We start from the raw sequence: 19,776 nt of genomic DNA, 5'->3' as shown, positions 1-19,776 counted from the left end.
CGGGCCGCTAGCCGAATATCTGCAGGTAGAACGAGAGCTCGGCGGCGAGGGCGGCGGTCTTGGTCTCGATGCGGCGGAACCCGTGGGCCTCGCCCTCGAAGGCGAGGTAGGTACATGGCACACCCCGGGCGGCGAGCGCCGCGACGAAGGTCTCGGCCTGTGACGGCGGCACGACCGGGTCGTTCTGCCCCTGCAGCAGCAGGACGGGGCAGTCGATCTCGCCGACCCGGGCCAGCGGCTCGCGGCGCCGGCCGTCGGGGCCGGCGAGCCAGTCGGCGTACCGGGACTCGAAGTCGTGGGTGGCCTCCAGCAGCGGGCCGAGCGAGGTGACGCCGGCGATCGACACGCCCCCGGTGAACACGCCGGAGGCCGCGCAGGCCGCCAGGACCGTCCAGCCTCCGGCGCTGCCGCCGCGGATCGCGATGCGGTCGGGGTCGGCGTGGCCCGAGAAGGCGAGCCATTCGGCGGCGGCGATCACGTCGTCGACGTCGACCGCGCCCCACCGGCCGCGCAGTTTCTCGCGGTAGGCGCGCCCGTAGCCGGTGGAGCCGCCGTAGTTCACGTCGAGCACGCCGATGCCGCGTGTGGTGAAGAAGGCCCGTGCCAGGCTGAGCTCCGTCGTCACGTGGGCGGTGGGGCCGCCGTGGGCGAACACCACGAACGGGGACGGCCCGGTCGCGTCGAGCGGGGCGTAGAGGTAGGCGGGCACCCGGTGGTCGATCAGCACCTCCGAGGGGCGGGGGAGGCAGGCCACGTCGGGCAGTTCGGCGATGTCGCGGCGCAGGCCCTCGACCCGGCCGGTCACCGTGTCGACGCGGACGACCGAGCGGGGCACGTCCCAGCCGTAGCCGAGGCCGACCAGCGTCCGGCCGTCGGCCGACAGTTCCGGGTGGAAGCCGTCGTAGGGCACGTCGAGGTCGGTCAGCACGCCCGACTCGACGTCGAGCACCCCCAGCCGCAGGTTGCCCTGCCCGTGGAGCACGCCGAGCCGGTCGCCGCCGAGCACCACGTAGGGCCGTCCGCCGAGTTGCCACAGCGGGCCCGCGAACTCCTCCTCGGCGGGGTAGAGGGCGCGGGGCGAGGTGCCGAACATGCCGATCTGGTAGATGTTCCACCAGCCCGACCAGTCGGACACCAGGTAGAGGTTGCGGTCGTCCTTCCACGCCGGCGCGAGCACCGACTCGGCCTGCCCGCCCTTGACCGTCCACGACGAGCCGTCGTCGATGCGGGTGATCCGCAACTCGGTGCCCACCCACGGCATGCGGGGGTGGTTCCAGCAGATGTAGGCCACGTGTTCCCCGTCGGGGGAGACCGCGGGGGAGGCGTAGAAGTCCGACCCCGACGCGATGACCGAGACCGACCCGTCGAGCGAGACGGCCACGACGGCGCGCTCCACCTTTCCGTCGTCGTGGTGGCGTTCCTGTACGCCGAATATCCGCCCGTGCGCCCAGGAGAGGTCGGCGTAACGGCAGTCGCCCTCGTCGGTGACCGCTCGCGGTGTTCCGTCGGAGACGAGGTAGAGCCGCTGGTCGGAGTGTTCGGCGAAGACGACCCCGAGTTCGGGGATGACGACATAGGACCGTCCGCCGTATTCGTGCACCCGCGTGCGCGCGTCCCAGGGCGCGGGCAGGATCTCGCGCCGCCGTCCGTCGGCGGCGCGGTGGACGATGGTCCGGCGGCCGTTCTGGGCGGGCCGGTCTTCCTCCCACCACACCTCGTCGCCGATCACGGTCGGGAAGCCGAGGTTGAGGCCCGACCGGGCCACGTCGGCGGTGGATATGCGGGCGGCGTACGGCAACGGCGTGCGCTCGGGGAGCATGGACGGCATCCTGCCGGAACCCGGCTGACGCTGTCGCGTGGTTAGCGCTTTTCCAGGGCCGGCGGCATCTCGTATTGGGTGGCGAGCTCGCCCAGGTAGTCGATGACGGCCCGGTGCCACGAACCGTCGTCGTACATCTGGCGCAGCGCGTCCTCGATCTCGTCGCGCCACGACTCGGTCCGCTCCGACAGGCCGATCCCGTACCGTTCCTGCGCGAGAGGCCGTCCGACCAGCCGGAACCGGCCGGGGTACTGGGCCGAGAGGCCGGCCAGCACGGGCGCGTCGGCGATGATGGCGTCGGTGCGCCGGTCGGCCAGCAGCGGCCCGCACGCCGCGGGCACGTTGGCCTCGGCCAGGTGGGCGGCCCGCCATTCGGCGCCGAACCGGCCGGCCAGGCCCAGGGTGTCGGCCCGGGTGCCGCACACGAGCCCCCCGGCCAGCTCCTTCAGCGACCGGTCGCGGTCGCGGGCCCGGACCAGGATGTCTTTGGCCGCGACCAGGTAGGGGCCGACGTACGGCTCCCGCGCCGGCCCCATCACCAGGTCGGCCGAGTCGAGGTCGGTGGTGTACCGGATCTGGTCCTTGCGGTAGCCGAGCTGCCGGGCCACGTAATGGGCCACGGCGATGTCGAAACCGGACCAGCCGCCGCCGGGCAGCGTCTCGGCCAGGCCGGGCTGGCCCGCACGGACGCCGATCAGGAGGCCGGTGCCCGAACAGCCCGTGAGCCCGGCCGCGATCGAGAGGGCCGCGATACCCGCGGAGACGACGCGCCACACCCGATCAGGATCAGATCTTGATCGCCGATCTCGGCGAACCGACACGTAAAGGCCTACCCAACGCCGACCGACTGGGGGGCCTCGACGGGCTTGACCGTGGTCTTGCGGCTGCGGCGGGAGCGGCGTTCCAGCCAGTTGGCGAGCAGCCCGACCAGGACGTTGATGATGATGTAGATGATCGCGACGACGATCACCGCCGGGATCAGGTTGCGGAAGTTGGCGGGCAGGATGCGGGCGCCCGCGTTCAGCAGGTCCTCGAACGCCACGATGAACCCGAGCGCGGTGTCCTTGAGCAGCACGATGAGCTGGCTGACGATGGCCGGCATCATCGCGGTCACCGCCTGCGGCAGCAGGATCAGCCGCATGACCTGCCCCTTGCGCAGCCCGACGGCCAGCGCGGCCTCGGTCTGGCCGCGCGGCAGCGACTGGATCCCGGCCCGGACGATCTCGGCCAGCACCGAGCCGTTGTAGAGCACCAGCCCGAACACGACGGCAGTGAAGGAGGTCACGGTGAGCCCGAGCACGGCCGAGCCGCCGTACTGGGCGAAGAAGATCATGATGAGCAGCGGGATGGCGCGGAAGAACTCCACGACCGCCCCGGCGGGCACCCTGATCCACTTGTGCTCCGACAACCGGGCGATGCCGAACACGAACCCGAACGGCACCGCGATCAGCGCGGCCACGGCGGCGGCCGACAGGGTGTTCAGCAGGCCCGGGATGATCAGGTTCACCCACACGTCGCCCTGGAGGAACGGCTCCCACAGGGCCGGGTCGAACTGGCCCTTCTCGTCGAACTTCAGGTAGGCGAAGTAGAGCCCGGCCAGCAGCGCGGCGGCGAAGACGAACGTCAGGATCCGGTTGCGCAGGATGCCGCGCGGGCCGGGGGTGTCGTACAGGACGGTGCTCATCGGACCACCTTCAGCCGTCGGGACAGCCAGCCGAAGAACAGGCCGGTGGGGAGGGTGAGCACGAGGAAGGCCAGCGCGAACCCGAAGAAGATCGCGACCACCGAGTCCTGGTGCCGCTCGAACAGCGACTTCATCGTCAGCGACGCCTCGGCCACGCCGATCGCGGCGGCGACCGTGGTGTTCTTCGTCAGTGCGATCAGCAGGCTGCCGAGCGGCGCGATGATCGCCCGGAACGCCTGCGGCAACACGATGAACCGCAGGTTCTGGGTGAACGTCAGCCCGAGCGCCCGCGCCGCTTCGGCCTGCCCGACGGGCACGGTGTTGATGCCCGACCTGATCGCCTCGCAGACGAACGCGGCCGTGTACGCCGACAGCCCGATGATCGACAACCACAGGTAGTTGGTCGACAGCGACTCGGAGAACGACACGTCGAGCACCAGCCCGAGGCCGAGCCCGCAGAACACGATCACCAGGGTCAGCGGCGTGTTCCGCAGCGTGTTGACGTACACCGTGGCCACCCCGCGCAGCACGCCGAACGGGCTGACCCGCATGGCGGCCAGGACGGTGCCCAGCACCAGCGCCGCCGCGGCGCTGGCCAGCGTGAGCCGTATGGTCAGCCAGAACGCGCCCAGGATGACCGGGAACTCTTCGACGAGGGCGCCCACGCCCTACCTCCCCATGAGAACGGCCCTCCCCTGGGGGAGGGCCGGGAGCCGGTCAGATCAGTACTTCTCCAGGGCCGGCGGGGTCGCGAAGTTGGGGGCGAACTCGCCGAAGTTCGCGTCCACGGCCTTCTTCCACGAGCCGTCGGAGAACATCTTCTCGATGGCCGCGTTGACCTTGTCGCGGGTCTCCTTGTCGTCCTTCTTGAGGCCGACGCCGTACTTCTCCTCGGAGAAGACCTGCCCGACGAGGCGGAACTTGCCGGGGCTCTGGGCGGCGAAGCCGGCCAGGATGGTGGCGTCGGTGGAGATCGCGTCGACCTGGCCCTGCTCCAGCAGCGGCAGGCAGGCGCCGTAGCCCTGCTGCTCGGTCAGGTACTGGCCCTTCCAGGCCTCGCCGAACTTCTCGATCAGGCGGGCCGGGGAGCTGGAGCCCTGGGCGCCGCAGACCTTCTTGGTCTGCAGGCTGTCCTGGCCGGTGATCGTGGTGTCGTCGGCGCGGGTCAGGATGTCCTGACCGGTGATCAGATAGGGACCGGCGAAGGAGATGACCTCCTTGCGCTTGTCGGTGATCGAGTAGGTCGCCACCACCATGTCGACCTGGCCCTGCTGGATGAAGGGCTCGCGGTTGGCCGACACGGTCTCCTTCCACTCGATCTGCTCAGGGGTGTAGCCGAGTTCCTTGGCGATGTAGGCGGCGACGTCGACGTCGAAACCCTTCACCGAACCGTCGGTCTGCTTCAGGCCGAGACCCGGCTGGTCGAACTTCACGCCGATGACGAACTTGTCGTCGCCACCGCTGCACGCGGTCACGGACGCCGCCAGCGCGGCGGCGGTCATCAGGAGGGCACCAATTCGACGGACACGCATGACAGCCACCTTCAGTGTGTGAGGATCTTGCTGAGGAAATCGCGGGCACGGTCGGTGCCCGGATTCGTGAAGAATTCGTCGGGGGTGTTCTGCTCGACGACGGCGCCGTCGGCCATGAAGACCACCCGGTTGGCGGCCCGGCGGGCGAAGCCCATCTCGTGGGTGACGACGAGCATGGTCATGCCGTCTCTGGCCAGCGAGATCATGACGTCGAGCACCTCCTGGACCATCTCGGGGTCGAGCGCGGAGGTGGGCTCGTCGAAGAGGATCATCTTCGGGTCCATGGCCAGGGCGCGGGCGATGGCCACACGCTGCTGCTGGCCGCCGGAGAGCTGGGCGGGGTACTTCTCCGCCTGCGAGGCGATGCCGACCCGCTCCAGGAGCTCCATGCCGCGCTTCTCGGCCTGGTCGCGCGCGATCTTGCGGACCCTGATCGGCCCGAGGGTGACGTTCTCGAGGATCGTCTTGTGGGCGAAGAGGTTGAACGACTGGAACACCATGCCGACCTCGGAGCGGAGCTGGGCCAGCGCGCGGCCCTCGACGGCCAGGCTCTTGCCGTCGAAGGTGATGGTGCCCGAGTCGATCGTCTCCAGCCGGTTGATCACCCGGCAGAGGGTCGACTTGCCGGCCCCGGAGGGGCCGATGGCGACCACGACCTCGCCCCGCGCGATGTCGAGGTCGATGTCCTTCAGCACGTGCAGGGTGCCGAAGTGCTTGTTGACGTTCTCAAGTCTGACGAGAGAAGTCGATCCGACGGCTTCTGTCATGGGAGTCAACGTAAAGGGGGCTATATCTCCAAGTCAGCAGCGGAGTTATACCGATCACATCACGACTGTCCTGGTCATCCCGGCTGGTCGGGACATTTTTCCCGAGTCTGACTCATGAGATTTGGGGCAGGTCGTCGGTTTGCTGAGGGCATGACCGATAACTACCGGCGCCTCGTCGCCGCAGGCGCGCTGGTCGCCTGGCCCGTCCTGCTGTTCGCCGCCTTCCTCACCTCGCCGCCCGGCCAGGAGCACGATCCGGCCGTCTTCGCCGCCATGCCCGGCCAGGTGCAGGTCAGCGGCCTGCTGTTCCTGTACGCCACCCTCGCGATGATCCCCGCGTTCTTCGGCCTGGCCGCGCTCCTCTACCCCCGGTCCAGGGGCCTGGCCAACACGGGCCTGACGCTGGGCCTGTTCGGCGCGGCGGCGGCGTGCACCCTGTTCACGACCGACTTCTACGACCTGGCGCTGGCCCAGACCGTGCCCGCCGAGACGGCCGAGAAGGTCATCGCGACGGCCGGCGAGCTGCCCGGTTTCCTGTTCGGCATGTTGTTCCCCGGCTTCTTCACCCATGTCGGCACGCTGGTCCTGCTCGTCGGGCTCGCGGTCAAGAAGGTCGCCCCCTGGTGGGTGCCGGCGGCGGTGGTCGCCGGCATCGCGGTGCCGTTCGCGGTGGCGGGCGCCTCGCCCGCCGTCCAGTCGATCGGCGCGCTGCTGGAGCTGGCCGCACTGGGATGGATGGCCCGGATCCTGCTCAGAACCCCGACTCACGAGCCCGCGTGATCGCTTCGGCGCGGTCGGCGACGTGCAGCTTGGCGAAGATGCTCGACACGTGGTTGCGGATCGTCTTGCCGCTCAGCCCGAGCCGCTCGGCGATCACCGGATTGGTCAGATGACCGGCCATCAGGGTCAGGATCTCCCGCTCCCGGGCGGTCAGCTCGGGGAAGCCCTGCTCACGTCGGGCCAGACCGGTGAAGTAGCCGGTCAGCCGCGACGCGATGGCCGGCCCGAAGATCGCCTCGCCGCCGTGCACCGCCACGATCGACCGCACCAGCTCGGCCTTCCTGGCCCCTTTCAGCACATATCCCCGGGCTCCGGCCCGCAGGGCGGCGAAGACCGAGTCGTCGTCGTCGGCCATGCTCAGCACCAGCACCCGGATGTGCGGGTGGTCGCGCACCAGCCGCTCGGTCGCGGCCACCCCGCCCATGCCGGGCATGGCGAGGTCCATCAGCACCACGTCGGGCTGCACCCCGCCGGCGAGCGCCAGGGCCTGCTCGCCGGTGGACGCCTCGTCGGCGATCACGACCTCACGGACCGGCTTGAGCAGCGCCGACAGGCCCGCCCGGAACGCGGGGTGGTCGTCGACGAGCAGGACGCGGATCGGGTCCAATTCAGGCTCCCATCGGCAACTGCGCGCGGACGGTGGTGCCGCGCGCGGTGATGACCGCGAAGGAGCCGCCCAGTTCGACGGCCCGTTCGCGCAGAGAAGTAAGGCCGATGCCCGGTGGCCCCTCGGCCCCGCGGCCGTCGTCGACGACTTCGACCAGCAGGTTCTTCCAGGGCACGAGCCGGAGCGTGACGGTGTCCGCGCCTGAGTGGCGGCGGGCGTTGTTGATCGCCTCGACAGCGATATGGTAAGCCGCCACCTCGGTGGCCGCCGACAGTTCGGGCAGTTCGACAGGCAGATCGAGACCTACCCGCGGCTCCCCGGGCAGTCCCGCCACATGGGCCCGCAGCGCGCCGAGGAGGCCGAGGGAGTCGAGCGCGGGCGGGCGCAGCCCGTCGATGAGGGCCCGCACGTCGGCGGTGGCCGCCTGGGCCGCGCCGATCATCTCCTCCAGCAGGTCCTGCGCCCTCGGGTCGTCGACCAGGTCCTGCACCGCCTCGGCCCGCATCGTCAGCGCGGCCAGCGTCGGCCCGAGCCCGTCGTGCAGGTCCCTCCTGAGCCGCCGCCGCTCCTCCTCGCGGGCCACCACCAGGCGTTCGCGCGAGGCCCGCAGGTCGGCGGCCAGCCGTTCGGCGTGCACGACCGAGCCCATCTGCCGGGCCAGGTCCCGCAGCAGCCGCAGGTCGCGGGCGCCGAACCCCTTCTGCCCCGGGCGCGGCGCGAGGGCCAGGTGTCCGACGAGCTCGTTCTTGTACGTCAGCGGCAACCGCACCAGGCCGGGATCTCCGGCGTGACCGGGCGGCTCGACCGCGGCGTGGGGGAGTTTCAGCGCCTCGGCCACCGACTCGGCCGCCGCGCGGGCGTCCGGCCGGGCCTCCAGGCTGCGGCCCAGGTGGGCGAGGGCGGCGTAGGGGTCGTCGCGGCGGCCGTACATGAGCACGTTGACGGCGCGCTGGACGCGGGCCCTGAGCGGCGCGAAGACGACGGCGACCACGGCGGCGGCGGCCACGGAGAGCGGCAGGCCCGTGCTCTGGAAGACCGCGCCGAGGTAGCCGACGACCGCGACGTAACCGCCGGTCACGAACGCGGTGAGGACGGCGTAGACGACCGTGCGGTTGATGACCAGCTCGATGTCGAACAGGCCGTGCCGCACGATCGCGATGCCGATGGCGGCCAGCACGAGGGTGATCGCGGCCGTCCCGGCGACCTCCCAGAAGCCGCTGTCGAGGGGCCACATCACGCCGGGCAGGTCGTCGGTCAGCCCGGCGGCCAGCCGGAGCACGACGACCACGCCGGCGACCGAGACGGCGTACACGAGCCACTGGACCTGGGCCCGCTCGACGCGCCGGGCCCTCCGGGCGAAATCGGCGGCGCCGAACAGGAACAGCAGGGCCGCGACCCCGGTGATCGCGGGCTCCATGAACGCCGCGACGCCGGCCAGCGCGTCGATCCCGAGGGGGTTGGGCATCGCGATCCCGTAGCCGAGCTGCTGGTTGGCCCCCGGCGCGAACGCGCAGGGCAGCGCGGCCAGCGCCACGGCCGGGACGACCAGCCTCGGCGCGGGCAGCCGCCGGTCGGGGAAGCAGTAGGGGATCGCGCCCATCGCCAGGTTGGCCGGCACCCACAGGAAGTTCTGCGGCCAGGCCAGCAGGTACAACTCCGGCCGCCAGAGCGCGAGCTGCCCGAAGAAGTCGAGGGCCGTGAACGAGAGCCCGGCGGTCAGCAGGAGCGTGCCCACGGCGTTCCCCGGCCGGTTCACCAGGATGATCGTGCCGATCAGCACGCCGGCGGCGGCGTACAGCAGATGACTGAGCGCGACCACGCCGAGCCCGTTGACCAGCCCGAGGACGAGCGCCACGGCCCCGGCCGCGAGCCCGGTCACGCCGACGGCCCATCTTGTTGTCATCGCACGTCAGGATATAGACGGCGATGCCCGGACAACCGGGACATTGTCCCGGGCTTTTCGGGCTCGCCGGAGCGCCTACGCTTGTGGATTGAGATGACTGCGACAGAGGAGAGCACCCGCACGTACGAGGTACGGACCTACGGGTGCCAGATGAACGTCCACGACTCCGAGCGCCTCTCCGGCCTGCTCGAAGACGCCGGCTACGTGCGCGCGCCCGAGGGTGACACCCCCGACGTGGTCGTGTTCAACACCTGCGCCGTGCGCGAGAACGCCGACAACCGCCTCTACGGCAACCTCGGCCACCTGCGCCCGATCAAGGCCGCCCGCGAGGGCATGCAGATCGCCGTCGGCGGCTGCCTGGCCCAGAAGGACCAGGGCGAGATCGTGCGCCGCGCGCCGTGGGTCGACGTGGTCTTCGGCACCCACAACATCGGCTCCCTGCCGGTCCTGCTCGAACGCGCCCGCATCGCGCAGGAGTCGCAGGTCGAGCTGGAGGAGTCGCTGTCGGTCTTCCCGTCGACCCTCCCGACCAAGCGCGAGTCGGCCTACGCCGCGTGGGTCGCCATCTCGGTGGGCTGCAACAACACCTGCACGTTCTGCATCGTGCCCGCCCTGCGCGGCAAGGAGAAGGACCGCCGTCCCGGCGACATCCTGGGCGAGATCAGGGCCCTGGTCGAGCAGGGCGTCATGGAGGTCACCCTCCTCGGGCAGAACGTGAACACCTACGGCGTCGAGTTCGGCGACCGGCTCGCCTTCGGCAAGCTGCTGCGCGCCTGCGGCGAGGTCGAGGGGCTGGAGCGGGTCAGGTTCACCTCGCCCCACCCCGCCGCCTTCACCGACGACGTGATCGCCGCCATGGCCGAGACCCCCAACGTGATGCACCAGCTCCACATGCCGCTGCAGTCGGGGTCCGACCGGGTGCTGAAGGCGATGCGCCGCTCCTACCGGGCCGAGAAGTACCTCGGGATCATCTCCCGGGTCCGCGCCGCGATGCCCGACGCCGCCATCTCGACCGACATCATCGTCGGCTTCCCCGGCGAGACCGAAGACGACTTCCAGGCCACGCTCGACGTGGTGCGGGAGTCGCGGTTCGCCAACGCCTTCACCTTCCAGTACTCGATCCGCCCCGGCACCCCGGCCGCGACCATGCCCGACCAGGTGCCGAAGGAGGTCGTCCGCGAGCGGTACGACCGGCTCATCGAGGTCCAGGAGGAGATCGCCTGGGCCGAGAACAGGAAGCAGACCGGGCGGGTCGTCGAGGTGCTGATCGCCGAGGGCGAGGGCCGTAAGGACGACGCCACCCGGCGGTTGTCGGGCCGCGCGCCCGACAACCGGCTGGTCCACGTGGCCTGGGCCGACGCACGCCCCGGCGACGTCGTCACCGCCGAGGTGACCTACGCGGCCCCCCACCACCTGGTGGCCGACAAGGTCGTCGGCGTCCGGCGCACACGGTCGGGCGACGCTTGGGAGGCCCGCCAGGGGCGTCCCGCCGCCGCCAAGGGGGTCGACCTGGGCATGCCCACGATCGGGCGGCCGGCACCGCTGCCGGTCGTCTCGGGGTGCGAGGTCTCCTAGCCGTCGGTCCCCGTGCCGGGAGCGGCCGGGTGGGCGGAGCCGTGACGGAAAGTCGGCTTTTGTCACCTGCGGCGACACGAGGCGAGATGTCGTGATTCTTTCGTGATTCGCGAGCGGCGAATTCGTTACTGGGATTAGTGTGTCACCCGTTCGCTGAGTGACACAGGAAGGTCCCGGATGCCCTCGTTCCGGCAGCGTGGCTGGCTTTTTCTGGTGCCCGCGCTCCTGACCGCCTGCGGGAGCGGGCAGACCGGGGCGTTCGACCTGGCCAGTGAGCCCCCCGTGCCGGTCGACTCCTACACGGTGCCGAGCCCCGAGGCCACCCCGAAGCCGCCGAGGCAGAAGCCGACGGTCCGGGTGAAGACCAACAGGCCGGCCCGTAAGACGACCAGGGAACGCGCCGGGGCCGCCCCGGTCGCCGCCACCGCGCCGTCGAACCCGCTGAAGGCGGCCGAAGACGAGGTGGTCCGGCTGACCAATGTCGCGCGCCGCGCCGAGGGGTGCGAGCCGTTGCGGATCGACGAACGGCTCCGCCGGGCGGCCCGGCTCCACTCGGCCGACATGGCCGCCCGCGACTACTTCAGCCACGACTCCCTCGACGGCCGCTCGCCGTGGGACCGCATCGAGGCGGCCGGCTACGACTACCCGGCCGCCGAGAACATCGCCCGAGGTCAGACCACCCCCAGGCAGGTCGTGCAGGCGTGGCTCGACAGCCCCGGCCACCGGGCCAACATCGTCAACTGCGACCTGGAGGCCATCGGGGTGGGCCTGAAGCAGGGCGTCGACGGGCCGTGGTGGACGCAGGACTTCGGCTACCGCTGATTTGTACCTAAATCGGCATTTATGGGCCTAGATTTCGGGTTTGTCGTTAGGCTGCTGGGACCCTCAACCCAAGCAGCTGGAGTCACCCTCATGAACCGATCCGCGCGAAAGGCACCTCCGCCGGGCCGCGCACGATCAGGCGGCAACACCAAGACGATCGCGATCGTCGCCGGCGTGCTGGTGGCGGTCGTCGGCGGAGCCGGCGTCGGCCTCGCCCTCAACGGCGACCCGACCCCTCCGGCCCCCGCCCCCGCGGCGACCACGGCCGCGCCTCCCGCCGCCGACGCCGACCCGGCCGACCCCGACGTGGCCGAAGGCCCCGAGGCCGAGTCGCCGCCGGACGACGTCGTGGCCGAAGACGGCGAGGCGCCCGCGGTGCAGGAGGACGTCCAGGACGACACCGCCGTCGCCTCCGGCGACGCGCCGGGCCGGACCGAGCAGGGAAGCGGCGGGAACAGCGGGCAGAACAAGCCCGCGGCCGAGCCCACCGGGAAGCCGGCCGCGAAGCCGACCCAGTCGGCGCAGGACGACCCGGATGCCATCGACCGCAGCGGCGACGCGGGCGCGATCGAGCCTGGCGAGCCGATCGGCGGGTACTAAACGCGGTGTCGCGAGCGGACACCAGGCCGGGGCTGATGGGGGGACGCTGGACGGATCAGCGGTGGATACGCTGAGGCGGTGCTCGTCGCCGCTGCCGTGTGCCCGAATCCACCGCTGATCGTTCCCTCCCTCGCCGGGGAGGCCGCGGGGGAGCTCGATCCCCTCCGGGCCGCCTGCGCGGAGGCCGTGGCGGTGCTGCGCTCCGCCGCACCCGACCTGATCGCGGTCGTCGGTGGCGCCGACGTCGGGCGCGTCTATCCGCCGTCCGCCGCCGGCACGCTGAGGCCCTGGGGCGCGGATGTGACCGTCGGGAGCGGGACGCCGGTTCTGCCGCTGTCGCTCACGATCGGGCGGTGGTTGCTGGCCTCCTCCGACGTGCCGCTCCATCTCGAAACCCTCCGCCACGGCACCCCTCCCGAGGGCTGCCGCGCCGTCGGCGAACGGGTGGCGGCGCTGGCCCCGCGGGTGGCGTTGCTGGTCATGGGCGACGGCTCGGCCCGGCTGACCGAGAAGTCGCCCGGCTATCTGCACCCCGGCGCGGCGGCCTACTCGCGGCGGCTGGAGGCGGCCCTCGTGGCGGGCCGGACCGCCGCGCTCGACCCCGGCGAGGCGGCCGAGATGTGGGCGGCGGGAAGGGCGGCCTTCCAGACCCTGCCCGCCTGGCCCTTCGTGCCGCTCTATTCCGACGCGCCCTACGGGGTGGCCTACTACGTCACGGCGGCGTCGGCTCCCGAGTCCTGACCGCGGCGTCTGGGCACCGGCACGCGCAGGAGGTCGCGGGCCACCACGATGTCGCCCGAATAGGCCTTCGCGGCCTCCTCGGCGAAGCGGAGTTCGTCGTCGCGGCCGTAGCGTTCGGAGAAGTGGGTCAGCACCAGCTTCCGCACGCCCGCCGCCGCGGCGACCTGCCCGGCCTGGGCGGCGGTGAGGTGCCCGTAGTCGCGGGCGAGGGCCGACTCCGGCGTCAGGAACGTCGACTCGACCACCAGCAGGTCGACGCCCTCGGCCAGGGCGTGGACGCCGTCGCACAGCCGGGTGTCCATGACGAACGCCATGCTCTGGCCCCGGCGCGGTTCGCTGACCTGCTCCAGGGTGACCGGGCCCAGGCGGCCCTCCCGCTGGAGTTCGCCCACCTGCGCGCCGCCGATGCCGTGGCGGGCGAGTTCGGCGGCGATCATCCGGCGGCCCGGCGGCTCGTCGAGCCGGTAGCCGTAGGCGTCGACCGGGTGGGACAACCGCCGGGCGGTCAGCGTGAGCCCCGCGAACGGCAGGGTCGTGACCTCGCCCTCGACGGGGCACGGCGTGACGACCGAGGTGTCGGCGAAGGCGGTGGCGTGGCGGAGCCGCAGCCAGTAGTCCTCGCCGCTCGCCGGATAGACGGCCCGCACCTCGTGGCGCACGCCGTCGCGCGCGATGCGCTGGATCACCCCCGGCAGGCCCAGGCAGTGGTCGCCGTGGAAGTGGGTGACGCAGATCGTCGTGACGTCGTGGGCGCTGACCCCGGCCAACCGCATCTGCCGCTGGGTGCCCTCGCCCGGGTCGAAGAGGAAGCCCTGGTCGTCCCAGCGGAGGAAGTAGCCGTTGTGGTTGCGCGACCGCGTCGGCACGGCACTCGACGTGCCGAGGACGATCAGCTCACGGTTGGACATCGCCTCATGGTAGGAGGTCCGGTCGTGTCGGTGGCGGGGGCTATGGTCGGGTGAATGGGGCTGGGTTTCGTGTCGGTGCCGACCGATGTCGGGCTTGTCGTGGCGGCCGTGACCTCCGTCGGGGTGGTGGCCACCTCGTTCGACGACGGTCCGGAGTTCCGTGCGCGCGTCCGTGAGCGGATGCGCCCGTTCCCCGACGACGCGGGCGAGCCCGAGACCGCCGAGGTCGGCCGTCAGCTCGCGGCCTACTTCGCCGGAGAACTGACCGAGTTCACGGTGCCTCTCGACTGGCGGCTGACGTCCACGACGCAGCGCCGGGTGCTGGGCCTGCTGTTCGAGAGCGTGCCCTACGGGCGGGCGGTGACCTACGGCGACCTGGCCCGTGAGACGGGCATCCCGGCGCGGGCCATCGGATCGATCATGGGGAGCAACCCGATCCCGATCATCGTGCCGTGCCACCGGGTCGTGGCGGGCGGCGGGCTGGGCGGGTTCTCCGGCGGGGCGGGCGTCGAGTCGAAGCGCCGGCTGCTGACCATGGAAGGTCACCTGCCGCCGACCCTGTTCTGATCAGAGGGGTTCTGACCAGCCGCGTTCTGACCGGCCGCGCCCGCCTCCGCGAGAACGAGAGGCGGGCGGGACGGAGGAGCCTAGTCCTGCTTGCCGTCGATCTTGTCGGCGGCGTTCCTGGCTGAGCCGGCCGTGCGGTTGATCTTGTCGCGGTACTTGCCCTTGGTCATCTCGTCGGCCTTCCGGGCGGCGGAGTCGATGCCGCTCTTCACGGAATCCTCCACCTTGTCGCGGAAGCCGTCCTGCTCGGTGCCGGGCATGCGCTGGGGTCGAGGAGTCGTCGGGGCGGACTGGGTGTGATGGTGTCCGCCGAACATGTCCTTGACCTTGTCGAAGAACGACATCGGAGTTCCCCCTACTGCTTGCCGTCGATCTTGTCGGCCGCGTCCTTGGCCTTGTCGGCGACCTTGTCGATCTTGTCGTCGTGGCGGCCGCCGGTCTTGTGGCGGGCGGTCTCGGAGACCTTGTCGACGCCCTTCTTGGCGGCGTCCTCCACCTTGTCGGAGTGTTCGCCGAGCTTGTCCTTGGCCTTGTCGAACATGGACATGTCGTATCCCCCGATCGTGACGCTGACGGGCGCCACTCGTCCCATTCTTACCCGGGGGCTTGGGACACTGGATGGTGTGGGGCAGCTACCAGTCATCGCCGTCGTGGGGCCCACGGCGGCCGGAAAGTCCGACCTTGCCGTGGAATTGGCGATCCGTCTCGGGGGCGAGGCGGTGAACGCCGACTCCATGCAGCTTTACCGAGGAATGGACATCGGCACAGCCAAATTGACCATCCCCGAACGAAAAGGTGTCATCCACCATTTGTTCGACATCTGGGCCGTCGACCAGACCGCGAGCGTGGCCGAATACCAGCGGATCGCCCGTCCCCTGATCGACGGGCTGCTGGCCAGGGGCGTCACCCCGGTGATCGTCGGAGGTTCGGGCCTGTACGTCCGGGCGATCCTCGACGACCTGGAGTTCCCCGGCACCGACAGCGTGATCCGGGCCAGGCTCGAAGCCGAACTGGCCGAGAGGGGCGTCGCGCCCCTCTACGCCCGCCTCAAGGCCGAAGACCCGGTGGCCGCCGCCGCGATCCTGCCCAGCAACGGGCGGCGGGTGGTGCGCGCACTGGAGGTCATCGAGTTGTCCGGGCGGCCGTTCTCGGCCACCATGCCGTCCTACGAGTCGGTCTACCGATCGGCGCAGATCGGGCTGAGCATCCCCCGCCCGGTGCTCGACGAGCGCATCGAGGCCCGGGTTCACCGCATGTGGGCGGCCGGTTTCGTGGAAGAGACGCGGAAACTGCACGAGGCGGGCATGGGCGTGACGGCGTCGCGGGCCCTCGGATACGCCCAGGTGATCAAATACCTCGACGGCGAGTGGACCGAGGAACAGGCCCTCGACGAGACGGTCAGGGCCACCAGGCGCTTCGCGCGCCGCCAGGAGTCGTGGTTCCGCCGCGATCCCCGGGTGGTCTGGCTGCCCTACGACGCCCCGGACCTCCCTGCTCAAGCGATTAAGGTTGTCTCATGCGCTTCGTGAAGGGTCATGGGACCGAGAACGATTTCGTCCTGCTTCCCGACCCGGAGGGGCGTCTCGACCTGCCCGCGCCGCTCGTGGCCCGGATCTGCGACCGCCGGGCCGGAATCGGCGGCGACGGCGTCCTCCACGTGGTCCCGACCAAGTTGGTCCCCGAGGTGGAGTCCCAGGCCCCCGAGGCCGAATGGTTCATGGACTACCGCAACGCCGACGGCAGCCTCGCCGAGATGTGCGGCAACGGGGTGCGGGTGTTCGCGCGCTACCTGGTCGACGCCGGTCTGGCCGAGCCGGGCGAGTTCGGCGTGGCGACCCGGGCCGGGGTCCGGCGGGTGCGCCTGGGCGCCTCGGGCGACGTGCGCGTCGACATGGGCCGGCCGGTCGTGTCGGGCGAGAGCCGGACCGTCCTGAACGGGCGCGAATACCGAGGCCTGCGCGTCAACGTGGGCAACCCCCACCTGGCCTGCGTGATCACCGATCCGGTCACCGAGCTCGACCTCTCGGCCCAGCCGTCCTTCGACCGCCACGCCTTCCCCGACGGGGTCAACATCGAGTTGATCAACCCGATCGGCGACCACTCGGTCTCGATGCGCGTCTACGAACGCGGCTCCGGCGAGACCCGCTCCTGCGGCACCGGCGCGGTGGCCACGGCGGTGGCGGCGGCCCATGCCGCGGGTGAGGACGAGGGGGTCTGGTCCGTACGAGTGCTCGGCGGGACCCTGACGATCACCCTCGACGGGCGGACCAGCTACCTGGCCGGGCCGGCCGAACTGGTGGCCGAGGGCGACTACCACGGCTGAACGGGTTGCCGAATATTGTTCTGTCTTCCATGCTGGGTGCGCTGTGCAGACCCAGGAGGCGGACATGTACAAGAAGGCGATCGGGGCGCTCGGGGGCAGATTCATGATCTCCCGCGAGGTCAAGGCCCTCTGCGACGAGCACGGGCTCGGCCGGTGGGAGATGTACTTCCGGGGCCGCTGCGGCGTCCTCGGGGAGGTCCACCCCGATGTGGTCCTGGCCGCCGCGCCGTTCTTCGAGCCGGGCTTCGTCCGCACGACGTGGGAGGGCGGGCGGTCGCTGCCCGCCGAGAAGGCCGCCACCCTGTTCGCCGGCGCGTGCGCCGACTGGGGCCGCCGCAACCTCGACTTCGGCGGGGCGGGACGACTCGCCGACCTGCTCACGAAGGCCACCGCGGCGGCCTCCCCGGCGGCGGCGCCGCTGTTCGCCGGCTGGCGCGCGCTGCCGCTCCCCGGCGACGGCCCCGGCCGCGCCGCCCACGCGCTCCAGGTGGCGAGGGAGCACCGGGGCGGCATGCACGCCGTCGCGGTCGCCGCCGCGCGGCTCGACCCCCTCATGGCCACCATCGTCGGCAGCGACGAGTCCGGCGCGCCGCTCGCCTATCGGAGCACTTCCGAGGTCGCCAGGTTTCTGTCGTGGCCGGAGCCCTATCCCGTACCCGCGGAAGAGGACCTGGCGAAGCGGGCGCACGCCGAGGAACTGACCGACGCGCTGGTCGCGCCCGCATATGACGTGCTCACCGATGGTGAGGCGGCCGAGCTGGGGGAACTGCTGGGCGAGGCACAAGCCGCGGTGAATTAGCGCGCCCAGCCGTGCGGACGTTTGGGGCAGCCCTGGTGACCTGGCAGACTGGCTGCCCATGGACGTGGACATCTGGTCGTGGGTCGGCGGCACCCAGCGGCAACTGCACGAGGCGGGAAATGTCGGGCTGGCGATGGCGCTGGGCGACGTTCCCGCGCAGGCCCTCGAAGGCCGCTACGGCCAGCTCGACGTCGTGGCTCCGGCGATCGCGCAGCAGGCCGAGGGCATGGAGCAGCCCTGGCTCGAACTGTTCGCCCGTTACTGGCATCTGATCGGCCGGGTCGGCGACCGCGCGAACGGCTCCGTGGCCATCGACGACGCGCGTGAGCTCGTCAGCTTCGCCGCCCGCGGCGACGTCGCCGACTGCCCGGCGGCCTCGGGGGCCGTCGAGGTGCTGGCGATCGCCCAGGCCAACACCGACGGGCCCGGCTACGCCGACGAGCGGCTCGGCTCGCTGGGCCGCGCGCTGCAGACCGTGGGGCCCGACTCGCTGGCCTTCTCCGGGCTCACCACCCAATACGTGCTGGCCCTGCTCGACGCGGGCAAGCCCGCCGAGGCCGTCGCCTACGCCGAGGCCGCCGTCGAGCGGCTGCGCGGCGCCGGGCGCGAGGCCTCCTGGGAGCTCGCCGCCATGTCGGCGCGGGCGCTGCTGGCCACCGGCCGCGCGCAGGACGCGCTGGAGGCGCTCCACGCGGCCAACGGCTTCAAGCCCGACGACCCGGTCGCCAAGGTCCGGCGCGAGGGCATCCTGCACTCCCGCATCCTGGTCGAGCTCGGCCAGGTCCAGCACGCCGTCGAGTCGCTGCCCGACCTCGACGTCGTCGGCGAGCACCCGCGCGACTGGGTCGAGTGGGCCCAGGTCGTCCACCGGTTGTCGGAGCAGGACGCCATCCAGAACTCCTGGCAGCTCGGCCGGATCGTCCGGCAGTGGATGAGCTACTTCGAGACCATGGGCTCCCCGCGGGCCCGCGTCGACCTGGCGTTCACCGGCGCGCGGCTGGCGCTGCGGCGGCAGGGCGTCTGGCAGGCCCGGCTGCTCGCCGACCTGGCCGAGGCCGCCTCGCGCGAGCTGAAGTCGGCCGAGGGCGTCGCCGAGCAGATCGCCGCGCTGCGCGCCGAGTGCGACGCCGCCGTCGAGCTGCCGCCGCCCGGCCCCGAGGCAGAGCTGGTCGCCTACTTCGACGCCGCCGACGGCCGCACCGCCGACCCCGAGCGCTGGGTCGGCTGGTTGTGGCCCCTGTCGGGCAAAGACCTCGAAGCGACCCGCCGCCACACGACCACCCTCGGCTTCCTGGGCTACGCGCCCACCGGCGCCGACGTCTACTGGCAGATGGCCGCCGTCCAGGGCGACCCGGCGCAGGCCGACCCCGAAGACATCGGCTACCTGACCGGCCTCCTCATCGAGGCGGGGCAGGACGAACGTGTCCACGACCTCGCGGGCCGCCTCAAGGCGCCCGCCTCCCACCTGGCGCTGGCCCGCCTCCACCGGGCGCGCGAGCGCTGGGAGGAGACGGCCGACGAGGCCGAGAAGGCCGCCAAGGGCGGCGCCGGTCTCGAATCGCTGCGCCTGTGGTCGGGCGCCGTGCAGCAGCTCGGCGACAACACCCGCGCCGCCGAGATCCTCCGCCCGATCATCGACGGCGACGTCGAGGGCGAGGAAGAAGACATCTGGCGCGTGATCGTGCTGGCGACGGCCGCCGAAGACTGGGTGACGGTCCGCAAGGGCGCGGCCAGGCTCGGCATGCCGATCCAGTCGCCCGAGGGCCCGATCGAGGAGGAGTGGCACCTCATCCGCGCCATCCTCCCCGCGCCCGACGGCAGCCAGCGCGAGGTCCTCGCGGTCCGCACCGGCCCCGCCACCGCCCGGCTGGCCATCCCGCAGCCGCGCGGCATGGAATACAACGCCGGCGACATCGTCGTCATCGACCCGCGCCCGCTGGAGCCGGTGCCCGAGTCCGAAGAGGAGAAGGAGAACTTCGTCATCCCGTTCGCCGGGGTCACGATGCTCCGTCCGGGCGGCTACACGAGCTGGTTCTTCGACGGCGCCGCCCCGACCGACGAGGAGTGGTCGGAGTTCGACGAGCTGATGGCCGAGCGCGGCTGGCCGATGTGGGTCTACTCCGACAAGAACTACACGGTCACCCACCCCGGCACCGGCGAGCAGCTCCCGGGCGTGTTCGGCTGGATCGCGCTCCCGCCCGACGCGAGCCCGACCGAGCTCGACGCCGTCCTCGACGACGTGACCGAGACGTGGGTCCACCCGCTGGCCTGGCTCGACCTGGCCCGCGAGGTCGGTGTAGAGGCCGAGCGCCACGAGCACATCGTGAAGGAGTACGGCCTCTAGAACTT

General features: G+C 71.5%; 21 protein-coding genes. 10 read left to right on the top strand and 11 right to left on the bottom strand.

The features are described from left to right. Positions 1-7 precede the first annotated feature (7 nt). Genes AW273_RS11780 through AW273_RS11755 form a run of 6 tightly spaced genes read right to left on the bottom strand, consistent with a single transcriptional unit; the run spans position 8 to position 5,802 of the window. Positions 8-1,819 (bottom strand): S9 family peptidase, encoded by a 1,812-nt coding sequence (locus tag AW273_RS11780; protein WP_062348166.1) that lies wholly within the window; start codon positions 1,817-1,819, stop codon positions 8-10. A 41-nt stretch (positions 1,820-1,860) separates the two neighbouring features. Further along, positions 1,861-2,595 (bottom strand): type 2 periplasmic-binding domain-containing protein, encoded by a 735-nt coding sequence (locus AW273_RS37850; protein WP_062348164.1) that lies wholly within the window; start codon positions 2,593-2,595, stop codon positions 1,861-1,863. A gap of 53 nt (positions 2,596-2,648) precedes the next feature. Next, a complete protein-coding gene (locus AW273_RS11770; protein WP_062348162.1) occupies positions 2,649-3,503 on the bottom strand; it encodes an amino acid ABC transporter permease in 855 nt (284 codons plus the stop codon). Next, positions 3,500-4,168, bottom strand: a complete 669-nt coding sequence (locus tag AW273_RS11765) for an amino acid ABC transporter permease (RefSeq protein WP_062348161.1) — start codon at positions 4,166-4,168, stop codon at positions 3,500-3,502. The genes AW273_RS11770 and AW273_RS11765 overlap by 4 nt, the downstream gene beginning before the upstream one ends. A 57-nt stretch (positions 4,169-4,225) precedes the next feature. After that, entirely contained in the window at positions 4,226-5,035 is an 810-nt protein-coding gene (locus tag AW273_RS11760) for a glutamate ABC transporter substrate-binding protein (protein WP_062348159.1), read from the bottom strand. 11 nt (positions 5,036-5,046) lie between these two features. Next, positions 5,047-5,802 (bottom strand): amino acid ABC transporter ATP-binding protein, encoded by a 756-nt coding sequence (locus AW273_RS11755; RefSeq protein ID WP_062340678.1) that lies wholly within the window; start codon positions 5,800-5,802, stop codon positions 5,047-5,049. Between the two features lie 150 nt (positions 5,803-5,952). Between AW273_RS11755 and AW273_RS11750 the strand changes: the two genes are divergently transcribed. Beyond that, positions 5,953-6,582, top strand: a complete 630-nt coding sequence (locus AW273_RS11750; protein WP_062348158.1) for a hypothetical protein — start codon at positions 5,953-5,955, stop codon at positions 6,580-6,582. On the opposite strand, the gene AW273_RS11745 is transcribed toward AW273_RS11750, so the two are convergent. Then, positions 6,554-7,189, bottom strand: coding sequence for a response regulator (locus tag AW273_RS11745; RefSeq protein ID WP_157555720.1), 636 nt, complete (start codon positions 7,187-7,189; stop codon positions 6,554-6,556). The genes AW273_RS11750 and AW273_RS11745 overlap by 29 nt on opposite strands. Position 7,190: 1 nt before the next feature. Further along, positions 7,191-9,092 carry a GAF domain-containing sensor histidine kinase gene (locus AW273_RS11740; protein WP_157555718.1) on the bottom strand — a complete coding sequence of 634 codons (1,902 nt, stop codon included), beginning with the start codon at positions 9,090-9,092 and terminating at the stop codon, positions 7,191-7,193. A 93-nt stretch (positions 9,093-9,185) separates the two neighbouring features. Here AW273_RS11740 and miaB point away from each other — a divergent pair, with 93 nt between their 5' ends. From miaB to AW273_RS11720, 4 genes are all read left to right on the top strand, one after another. Further along, positions 9,186-10,667, top strand: coding sequence for a tRNA (N6-isopentenyl adenosine(37)-C2)-methylthiotransferase MiaB (miaB, locus tag AW273_RS11735; protein WP_062348154.1), 1,482 nt, complete (start codon positions 9,186-9,188; stop codon positions 10,665-10,667). A gap of 213 nt (positions 10,668-10,880) precedes the next feature. Continuing rightward, positions 10,881-11,489: a CAP domain-containing protein gene (locus AW273_RS11730; RefSeq protein WP_232327309.1), complete on the top strand. Its 609-nt coding sequence runs from the start codon at positions 10,881-10,883 to the stop codon at positions 11,487-11,489. Between the two features lie 90 nt (positions 11,490-11,579). Then, positions 11,580-12,089 carry a hypothetical protein gene (locus AW273_RS11725; RefSeq protein WP_062348150.1) on the top strand — a complete coding sequence of 170 codons (510 nt, stop codon included), beginning with the start codon at positions 11,580-11,582 and terminating at the stop codon, positions 12,087-12,089. Positions 12,090-12,167: 78 nt separating this feature from the next. Then, the gene (locus tag AW273_RS11720; RefSeq protein WP_062348148.1) at positions 12,168-12,830 is read left to right on the top strand and encodes a class III extradiol ring-cleavage dioxygenase family protein; all 663 of its coding nucleotides are present in this window, start codon (positions 12,168-12,170) and stop codon (positions 12,828-12,830) included. On the opposite strand, the gene AW273_RS11715 is transcribed toward AW273_RS11720, so the two are convergent. After that, a complete protein-coding gene (locus AW273_RS11715) occupies positions 12,797-13,738 on the bottom strand; it encodes a ribonuclease Z (RefSeq protein WP_062348146.1) in 942 nt (313 codons plus the stop codon). The two genes, AW273_RS11720 and AW273_RS11715, sit on opposite strands and share 34 nt — an antisense overlap. Before the next feature lie 54 nt (positions 13,739-13,792). Here AW273_RS11715 and AW273_RS11710 point away from each other — a divergent pair, with 54 nt between their 5' ends. Then, positions 13,793-14,305, top strand: coding sequence for a methylated-DNA--[protein]-cysteine S-methyltransferase (locus tag AW273_RS11710; protein ID WP_063909925.1), 513 nt, complete (start codon positions 13,793-13,795; stop codon positions 14,303-14,305). Between the two features lie 80 nt (positions 14,306-14,385). On the opposite strand, the gene AW273_RS11705 is transcribed toward AW273_RS11710, so the two are convergent. Then, positions 14,386-14,649 (bottom strand): antitoxin, encoded by a 264-nt coding sequence (locus AW273_RS11705; RefSeq protein WP_062348144.1) that lies wholly within the window; start codon positions 14,647-14,649, stop codon positions 14,386-14,388. 11 nt (positions 14,650-14,660) lie between these two features. Further along, the gene (locus AW273_RS11700; RefSeq protein WP_232327307.1) at positions 14,661-14,888 is read right to left on the bottom strand and encodes an antitoxin; all 228 of its coding nucleotides are present in this window, start codon (positions 14,886-14,888) and stop codon (positions 14,661-14,663) included. Positions 14,889-14,928: 40 nt separating this feature from the next. Here AW273_RS11700 and miaA point away from each other — a divergent pair, with 40 nt between their 5' ends. The 4 genes from miaA (at position 14,929) to AW273_RS11680 (ending at position 19,771) form a co-directional block, all read left to right on the top strand. Beyond that, positions 14,929-15,834 (top strand): tRNA (adenosine(37)-N6)-dimethylallyltransferase MiaA, encoded by a 906-nt coding sequence (gene miaA, locus AW273_RS11695; protein WP_062348142.1) that lies wholly within the window; start codon positions 14,929-14,931, stop codon positions 15,832-15,834. Then, positions 15,822-16,628 (top strand): diaminopimelate epimerase, encoded by an 807-nt coding sequence (dapF, locus tag AW273_RS11690; protein WP_062348140.1) that lies wholly within the window; start codon positions 15,822-15,824, stop codon positions 16,626-16,628. Before miaA ends, dapF begins: the two co-directional genes overlap by 13 nt. A gap of 64 nt (positions 16,629-16,692) precedes the next feature. Beyond that, positions 16,693-17,427, top strand: coding sequence for an SCO6745 family protein (locus AW273_RS11685; protein WP_157555716.1), 735 nt, complete (start codon positions 16,693-16,695; stop codon positions 17,425-17,427). A 58-nt stretch (positions 17,428-17,485) separates the two neighbouring features. Then, positions 17,486-19,771, top strand: coding sequence for a hypothetical protein (locus AW273_RS11680; protein WP_062348139.1), 2,286 nt, complete (start codon positions 17,486-17,488; stop codon positions 19,769-19,771). Positions 19,772-19,776 lie beyond the last annotated feature (5 nt).

Origin of the sequence: Herbidospora yilanensis, assembly GCF_001570565.1 — a bacterium.
Lineage (GTDB): Bacteria > Actinomycetota > Actinomycetes > Streptosporangiales > Streptosporangiaceae > Herbidospora > Herbidospora yilanensis.
This window is presented reverse-complemented; position numbering and strand designations above follow the sequence as displayed.